The organism is Mesorhizobium silamurunense (assembly GCF_014843825.1).
Lineage (GTDB): Bacteria > Pseudomonadota > Alphaproteobacteria > Rhizobiales > Rhizobiaceae > Mesorhizobium > Mesorhizobium silamurunense.
In genome coordinates, this window is record NZ_JHQR01000054.1 from 1 (window position 1) to 7,870 (window position 7,870).

The following is a 7,870-nucleotide window of genomic DNA, read 5'->3' on the forward strand; positions in this document are numbered from 1 at the left end:
GATTCCGTCAAATCTTGAACCGCTCTAGCTCTGGAGCGCCAGCATTGCGCTCATCCTCCAGCGCCGCCTTCACCAGCGCATTCGCCGCCCATACCGAAAGTGCCTCGCCCTCCGTCGCGCCGAGGCCGCAGACGTCGCGCTGGACGATCAGCGCTTCCCAACCGATCACCATGGCCAGCGCCTGCACAAGCCGGGTCCAGCGGTCCGGGTCCAGCCGGTCCCGCAACGGCGACAACGCCGACTCGATCCATTCGATCCGGCGGTAGCCGCGACGCGGCACGCCTTTCTCGGCCGGGGCGCCATTCGTGTCGACGGTCAGCCGGATCAGCGAACGCCCGAGACGCTCGACCTCAGGGCTGACGTGGTGTAGCGCGCGGACAAGATGCTCCACGCGCGCTTCGCCGTCGTCGCTCGCCTGTTCGATGGCGCGATCGACCGACGCCTGGCTGAGCGCGCCAACGGTTGCATCGAGCAGCAGCTGATCGAAGCTCGGGAAATAAAGATAGACGGTTCGGCGCGAGACGTCGGCCGCGGCGGCCACGTCGTTGACGGTCGGCGTCTCGCCTCGGGCAAGCAGCGCGATCGCCGCGTCGACGATCGCCTTGCGGGTGCGACGCTTCTGCGCAGTGCGGGGGTGCGGATTGACATTCATGCAAGCTGAGTATACCGGAGTGCATTAATTGCACAAGAGTGTAATATAGACATTAGACCTGTTGAAAGGGGGCTTTCATGACAATCTCCAGCCATACCGCCGATGACGCACGTTTCCTGGGACCGGGTGAGGGGGAGGCGATCTGGTTCCTGCGAAACCGCATGACGGTGAAAGCCACCGAGGCCAGCACCGGAGGCGGCTTCGGCCTGCTGGAATCCCTGATTGCGCCGGGCTTCTCGCCGCCGCTCCACGTCCATCGCCGCGAGGACGAGTCCTTCTACGTGCTGGAAGGGGAATTGACGATGAAATGCGGCGATCGCACTTTTCGGGCCACTGCGGGTTCATTCGTCTTCCTGCCGAGAAACGTTCCCCACACTTTCGTGGTCGAGGGCGACAAGCCGGCGCGGATGCTGACGCTGCTGACGCCGGGTGGCGGCGAGGGTGTTTTCATTCACGGCGGACGGCCGGCGAAGGCGGAAGGGCTGCCGCCCGCGAGCCCGCCGGACATCGAAGCCCTGAAGCGCGTCAGCGCCCGCTATGAGGCCGAAATCGTCGGGCCGCCAATGGCGCCGGCGGCCAGCGCTTAGCTCCGCTACAGATGCACGTAAGCCGTGAGCGGCAAATGATCGGAGGCGACCCGCGACAGCGGCGTGTCATACGCTTCCACGGCGGAAACCATGCCGTGCCGGTTGCCCATGATCCGGTCGAGCGCCAGCACGGGTAAGCCCGACGGAAAGGTGGGCACCGCCGGCGGCGGACCGAAGGTGGAGTGCAGCGTGTTGAGCGCCGAGCGGTTGCCCAGCCGCCATTCGTTGAGGTCGCCGAGCAAGAGCGTCGGCCTTTCATCGGCGCTGCTCATGATATCGAGCACCACGCGCGCCTGTTCCGAGCGCGAGCGGCGCAACAGGCCGAGATGGGCCGCGATCACCCGCAACGCCCGGTTCTCGTCGAGGTCGATCTCGGCGACCAGCGCCCCGCGCGGCTCAAGGCCCGGCAGCTTGATCTGGTGAACGTCGCGCACGGTGCCGCGTTTGAACAGAAGCACGTTGCCGCGCCAGCCATGTGCCTTGCCGTTTCCGGTGACCGGTACCGGCACCAGCCCCGTTTCGATTTCGAGACGGTTGAGGTCGAGCAGGCCGGCGCGGTCGCCGAAGCGGTTGTCGGCCTCCTGCAGCGCGATCACGTCGGGGCTGATTTCGCGGATGACGCGCGCGGTCCGCTCGGGGTCGAATTTGCGGTCGGTGCCGATGCATTTGTGGACATTGTAGGAGGCGACCACCATCTCGGCGCCGCCGACCCGTTTGGGCGGCGTCGCTTTCGCCTTGCGCATCTTTCTGCCGCGGATCGACAGAAGCACGGTCTCCGGAAGGCTGCGTCCGTTTCTCTCCATGGTTCCTGCTGCTCGTCTTCCTTGCCTATAGATAGGGCGATCCCAGCCACAGCAATCGGTCGAAAACGCGAATGACGAAAGGCCGGGCCTTCAGCGTCTGCAGCGTCACCGGCTGGGCGGACGCGATCGCGGCGCCGATACGGGCCTCGATCTCGGCGGCGAAGTTGGCATCCAGAATCTCCATGTCGATCTCGAAGTTCAGCCGCAGCGAGCGGGCATCGAGATTTGACGAGCCGATATAGGCCCATACGCCGTCGATCGCCATCAGCTTGGAGTGGTCGAACGGGCCTTCGTGGCGCCAGACGCGGCAATAATGCTTCAGCACCTGGTCGAACTGCGCCGTCATCGCATGGTCGACAAGGAAGAGGTTGTTCACCGCCGGCACGACGATGTCGATCTCGACGCCGCGCCGGCCGGCGGTGGTCAGCGCGCTGATCAGCTCCCGGTCCGGCAGGAAATAGGGTGACATGATGCGGATCGACTTGCGGGCGACCGAAAAGGCGCCCATCAGCAGCTTGTGGTTGGTTTCGTTCGAGGCATCCGGACCCGTCGCCACGGCTCTAACCAGCATCGGCTGGCCGGGCGGGGGCGCGGCTCGTTCGACTTGCCAGATGTCGCCCTTCAGCGCCTCGTTGCCGGCGAAGCGCCAGTCCTCGGCGGCGACCGAAAACAGGTCGGCTACCACCGGCCCGGTGACTTCGAAATGCGTGTCCCTGGAACTGTCGGAGCCGGCGAATTCGGCCGAGAATCCCTTGCGGATGTTCATGCCTCCCGTGAACGCCACCATGCCGTCGACGACCAGGATCTTCCTGTGGGTTCTGAGGTTCGCATAGGGAAGTCTCAGTCCCATGACGATGTTGCCGTTGAAGAGGTCGACGGCGACGTCGGCTTCCCTCAGCTGATGGAGAATGCTGGGCACGGAATAGCGCACGCCGACGGCGTCGATCAGAACGCGCACCGCGACGCCGCGTTTGACCGCGCCGGCAAGCGACTGGACAAAAAGCTGGCCGACGGCGTCATTGTCGAAAATATAGGTCTCGAGAAGCACGCTTTTTTGCGCGCCGTCGATGGCCCGGCACATCGCCGCATAGGCCTCGTCGCCGGTGTTGAGCACGCCGATCGAGTTTCCGGAAGTCAGCGGCCGCCGCGCCACCCTGTCGCCGAGCGTCTTCAGCCCGATGAAGCGCTGGCCATATTGAGCGCTGATCAACGCCTCCATGGCCACGTCGCGGTCATGCCCTGCCTCGGCGGCCTCGCCGGTGACGGGCCGCATGGCGCTGATCGTCGCGCGGCGGATGCGATTGATGCCCGCGATGGCGTAGATGATCGCGCCGAGGAAGGGAGACAGCAGCATCACGCCGACCCAGCCGGTGGCGGCGCGCACGTCCTCCTTCGTCATGATGGCGTGGACGATACCGACGGCCGCCATCGCCAACGACAGGAGAAGGATAAGTGTAGACCAGTGACTCGCTATCGCCTGCAACATCGGCCCGAATATTGAGCGAGGACGAGCGGAAGGCAATCCGGGTGGTCAGTGCAAGACGGGGAAAGCTCTTGGCGGGTGATCGGAGGCTGGATTGGTAGCCAAGCTGTTGTCCTGGTCGCGCCAATCGGGTCGCGTCACCCGCCCTGAATCCGCCCAGCCAAGACCGAGCGCCGAACCGTCAGAGCACCGCGCGGCGCCAGCGTCCGATATGCACCCCACCCAAGCGCATCCGGCGACGTTGCACCTCATCCAGCACGCAGCACCGTTCAAGCGTCGCCGGCGCCGTCGGACCTCCCATTTTCAACCCGGGCGGATATTCTGGTTGCGATGGAAGACGTTGTCGGGGTCGTACATGGTCTTGACCTCCGCTAGCCGGTCGTAGACGGAGTCGCCATACGCCTCGCGGACCCGGTCAGGGTCTTCGTCGTCGCCGAGGAAGTTGACGTAGACGCCTTCGCGGAAGCGGCCGAGGGCGGCGAAGAACCTTCTCGCCCAAGCGGTATCGTGGTCTCCGAAGTCCTCGCCGGGCTGCCAAACACCATCGAGGGTGATCGCGTGCGACGCCTGCCGATTCCCAAACGCCGTCGCGCCGTCGGCGACTCGGCTCACCGCCCCCTGCAGATGGAACATCGCCACGTACGACCGTGGCGACGAGCAGGAGAACGCATGCTCGTTGATCACGTCGATGAGGTCGTCGCGGAGTTCGGGGAGGTGGGTAGACTTCCAATAGTAGTTCCAACCGTGGACGACAGTCGAGTCGAGCGCGCTCTGGAGTCCCACATACGGCGCGGGCCCGACCAGGTCGAGGAGGGGAGTCCGGAATGTGCGGAGCGGGCGTAGCGCCCTCTCACCGTCTGCGATCGGCCCGGCGAAACAGGTACCGATCATCATCACCAGGCGCCAGTGCAGATCCTCGGGGATGACCGGTAATGGTGGCGCGGCGCCGAACCTCACGACCGTGCCGAGCTCGTCGGGAGCGTCATGGAGGAAGTCGCGGTAGAAGCGGAGGACCTCGCCCGCGTCGTTTGTATCCCAGAGGATCGGTCCCGCCAGGACGATGGGCCCGACGGGGTGGAGGCGGAACTCGAACGAAGTGACCACGCCGAAGTTGCCGCCGCCGCCTCGCAACGCCCAGAACAGGTCGGGGTTCTCGTGCTCGGATGCCTGCAGCAACTCGCCATCGGCCGTCACGACGTCGACGGCGAGAAGGTTGTCGACCGTGAGGCCGTGTTTGCGCATCAGCCAGCCGACGCCACCGCCCAGGGTGAGCCCGGCAACTCCGGTGTGGCTCACGATACCGCCGGTGGTGGCCAGACCGTACGCCTGCGTTTCGTGATCGACGTCGCCCCACAGCGCGCCACCCTGCGCCCAGGCCCTGTTGCAGGCGGGATCGACCCGCACGGCCCTCATGGCCGAGAGGTCGATGACGATCCCGCCTTCGCAAACGGCGGTGCCCGCCACGTTGTGGCCCCCGCCGCGTATTGCGATCTCCAGATCGTGGTCGCGTGCGAAACGCACGGCCGCGACCACGTCGGCAGTCCCAATGCACCGGGCGATCAGGCGCGGGCGCCGGTCGATGGCACCGTTCCAGATTGCACGGGCGATATCATAGTCGGCATGGTCGGCACTGATCAGCCGACCTCGGAACCCGTCGATTTCCACGACGGTTGACTCCTTGCTCCTGCGGCCGACTTCCGCAATCGTCGGTGTCGTCATCGTGTCCTCCTTTTTCTCGGCGGCCATCGAACCACCGCGGAGCGCGGCCGAACAGTCAAAAATCTGGACTTCACAATCGAAGGCGGGCGCGCGACACTGGCGTCATGAGGACATACGGCCAGTATTGCCCCATCGCTCGCGGTGCCGAGATCTTCGCCGAGCGCTGGACGCCGCTTATCATCCGCAACCTGCAACTTGGCTGCGGAAACTTCAGCGAGATCTTGGAGGGCGCCCCGGGACTCTCCCGTACCCTGCTCTCACAGCGGCTCAAGCAGCTGGAACGGCTCGGTGTCGTCGAGTCGGGGCCTAAGCCCGACGGGCGCGGACATCACTACGAGCTCACTTCGGCGGGCCACGACCTCTTCGCGGTCTGCCAGTCGCTTGGCGAGTGGGGTGCGCGTTGGCTCGAGATCGCGCCCGAGCACCTCGACCCCTTTGTGGCCCTGTGGTCGATGAGCAACGCGCTCCGCCGAGACCGACTCCCGGATCGACGTGTCGTCATCCGCTTCGACTTCACCGGCCGACCGTACCGTGAGCGCTACTGGCTACTCATCGAGCTCGGAGACACGGAAATCTGCAAAAGAAACCCCGGCTTCGACGAGGACCTCTACATCACGGCGGACGCCGAAGCCTTCGTCAAATGGCACGCCGGCCAACTCAGCTGGGCCCAAGCCACCCGCGAGGATCGCATCCGGCTCGATGGCTCCCCGGCGCTCATAAGAGCATTTCCAGCTTGGAACGCCCGCAGTACGTTCGCCCACATCAGGCCGGTCTCCCGCGCCGCCACGACCCCGCAGGCTGACATACGGCAGCGTAGCTTCGCTTGAGCGATTATCGCGCGAGGCCATGAGAAAGAGGAGCGCCGCGAACGACGCAAGTGTTAATGCGTCGGCCGCATCTCCCCGGGCATTTGGGTGTGGCAGGTGACCGCTCCTGGCATATAGCGGGCATTTAGGCCTGTGCGGTCGTCATTCGCTGCGGTGCCAAATCCTACGCTCGCCTCGCCACCAACCGCAGCCACGGCCCAAGGTGGAAGGCGGCCATCAACAGATACATCGGCACCATGCCGCTGAGCACGGAGGCCGCGGGGCCGGACATGCACGTCATGTCCTGGCCGCCATAGGCAGCCGTCAGCAGCGCCATGATCGCGAAGGTGGGGGCCGCCGCGAGACAGAGCCAGTCGGCGACGCCGAAGCCGCTCAGGCCGGCCGGGCGAGGGGCGGGATTGTCGATGCTCATGATCTCCACCTTCCAAACTGGTCAGGCTCTCGGGAAAGATCGGCTCTGGCGGCGCGGTCGATGCCGCCAGAGTCGCTTCACGCTCAGGCGTTCTTGTTGCGGAACGCCGCTTCGCCGGCGTCCGACACCTCGACCCATCTCTGGTCGGGGGCGGCGCCTTCCTCATAGCTGTCGTGCCAGTTCCACCACTTGTAGGTCTGGGTTTGCGGATAGCCCTTGGGCGAATCCTCCCAGACTTCCTGGCGGCCGAGCGGCGTGACGTCGAGATAGCTCCAGACCGTGCCGAACGCCTCGTCGCCGCGGTTGTTGACGAAATAGGTCCGGAAGATGCGGTCGCCGTCGTGGATGAAGACGTTGTGGCCGTGCCATTCGTCGACGCCGAAATCCTTATCCCAGCTGTCGGTGATGGTGTACCAGGGCATCTTCCAGTCCATCCGCTCTTTCAGCCGCTGAATATCGGCCTGGGGCGCGCGCGAGGCATAGGCAAGCGTGGTGTCGCGGGCATTGAGATGGGCGAGGTTGCCGACCTGGTCGGCGCCAAGCGAGCAGCCGCGGCAGGCGTGCTCCGGCCAGCCATAGACGCCTGGCTCGAAGAAGGCACGGTAGATGACCAGCTGCCGGCGGCCCTCGAACAGGTCGAGCAAGCTCGCCTTGCCGTTCGGGCCTTCGAACACATAGTCCTTCTCGACAAGCATCCATGGCATGCGGCGCCGTTCCGCGGCGAGCGCGTCGCGGGCGCGGGTGAGGGCTTTTTCTTTCACGAGCATCTCTTCGTATGCGCCTTCCCAGGCTTCTGGCGAAACGACCGGTGGTGTGTGCATTTGCTGGGTCATTGCTCATTCTTTCGGTTTGGTTGAGGGTGACGCGAACAGACATAGGACCGGACGGCGCGATGGTGAGAGTTACAAGTGTGACGCGATTTGATCCGGCGGCCCCAGAAGCAGGCATTGCATGGACTCGCTGATTAATGCCGCCGGCCGGGCGTTGGCGTCGGGAGACCCGCTCGGCGCCCTGAAACGCGTCGCGCTGCGCGACGACGCGCCGGCACTGGCGCTGCGCGGCATTGCCATGGCGCAGCTCGGCGATTTCGCCAAGGCCAAGACACTGTTGAAAAGTGCCGCCCGCGCCTTCAGCCCGAAAGAGGCGGTGGCGCGTGCTCGCTGTGTCGTCGCCGAGGCCGAGATCGCGCTGGTCTCGCGCGATCTCGGCTGGCCGGAGAAGGCGTTGCGAGCCGCCCGAGCTACGCTTCGAGAGCGCATGGCGATCGGGTCAATGCCGCCTATGCCGGCAGCCTCGAGGCCCGTCGGTTGATCTTGATCGGCCGCCTCGATGAGGCCGAGCGCCTGCTCGCCGGTTTCGATCCGGCGCCTCTGCCGCCGGTCGCGCG

The 7,870-nt window shown here is 65.4% G+C and carries 8 protein-coding genes and 1 pseudogene; 3 read left to right on the top strand and 6 right to left on the bottom strand.

The features are described 5' to 3' along the window. Positions 1-7 precede the first annotated feature (7 nt). Positions 8-652 (bottom strand): TetR/AcrR family transcriptional regulator, encoded by a 645-nt coding sequence (locus DH10_RS06155; RefSeq protein WP_192384480.1) that lies wholly within the window; start codon positions 650-652, stop codon positions 8-10. Positions 653-729: 77 nt separating this feature from the next. On the opposite strand from DH10_RS06155, the gene DH10_RS06160 reads away from it, so the two are divergent. After that, the gene (locus DH10_RS06160) at positions 730-1,239 is read left to right on the top strand and encodes a quercetin 2,3-dioxygenase (protein WP_192384481.1); all 510 of its coding nucleotides are present in this window, start codon (positions 730-732) and stop codon (positions 1,237-1,239) included. Between the two features lie 5 nt (positions 1,240-1,244). On the opposite strand, the gene DH10_RS06165 is transcribed toward DH10_RS06160, so the two are convergent. From DH10_RS06165 to DH10_RS06175, 3 genes are all read right to left on the bottom strand, one after another. Then, the gene (locus tag DH10_RS06165) at positions 1,245-2,042 is read right to left on the bottom strand and encodes an endonuclease/exonuclease/phosphatase family protein (RefSeq protein ID WP_192247841.1); all 798 of its coding nucleotides are present in this window, start codon (positions 2,040-2,042) and stop codon (positions 1,245-1,247) included. Positions 2,043-2,067: 25 nt separating this feature from the next. Beyond that, complete coding sequence (locus DH10_RS06170) at positions 2,068-3,528, bottom strand: phospholipase D-like domain-containing protein (RefSeq protein WP_192384482.1); 1,461 nt, start codon at positions 3,526-3,528, stop codon at positions 2,068-2,070. 300 nt (positions 3,529-3,828) lie between these two features. Next, positions 3,829-5,271 carry an FAD-binding oxidoreductase gene (locus DH10_RS06175; RefSeq protein ID WP_246506069.1) on the bottom strand — a complete coding sequence of 481 codons (1,443 nt, stop codon included), beginning with the start codon at positions 5,269-5,271 and terminating at the stop codon, positions 3,829-3,831. A gap of 77 nt (positions 5,272-5,348) precedes the next feature. Between DH10_RS06175 and DH10_RS06180 the strand changes: the two genes are divergently transcribed. Beyond that, on the top strand, positions 5,349-6,071 hold the full coding sequence (locus DH10_RS06180) for a winged helix-turn-helix transcriptional regulator (RefSeq protein WP_192247836.1): 723 nt from the start codon (positions 5,349-5,351) through the stop codon (positions 6,069-6,071). Positions 6,072-6,234: 163 nt separating this feature from the next. Here DH10_RS06180 and DH10_RS06185 read toward each other — a convergent pair whose 3' ends face one another. Next, positions 6,235-6,483, bottom strand: a complete 249-nt coding sequence (locus tag DH10_RS06185; RefSeq protein WP_376774853.1) for a hypothetical protein — start codon at positions 6,481-6,483, stop codon at positions 6,235-6,237. A gap of 83 nt (positions 6,484-6,566) precedes the next feature. Continuing rightward, the gene (locus tag DH10_RS06190; RefSeq protein ID WP_192247833.1) at positions 6,567-7,316 is read right to left on the bottom strand and encodes a DUF899 domain-containing protein; all 750 of its coding nucleotides are present in this window, start codon (positions 7,314-7,316) and stop codon (positions 6,567-6,569) included. Positions 7,317-7,434: 118 nt separating this feature from the next. Here DH10_RS06190 and DH10_RS06195 point away from each other — a divergent pair. Then, positions 7,435-7,870, top strand: a pseudogene (locus DH10_RS06195) (helix-turn-helix domain-containing protein); the annotation flags it as partial.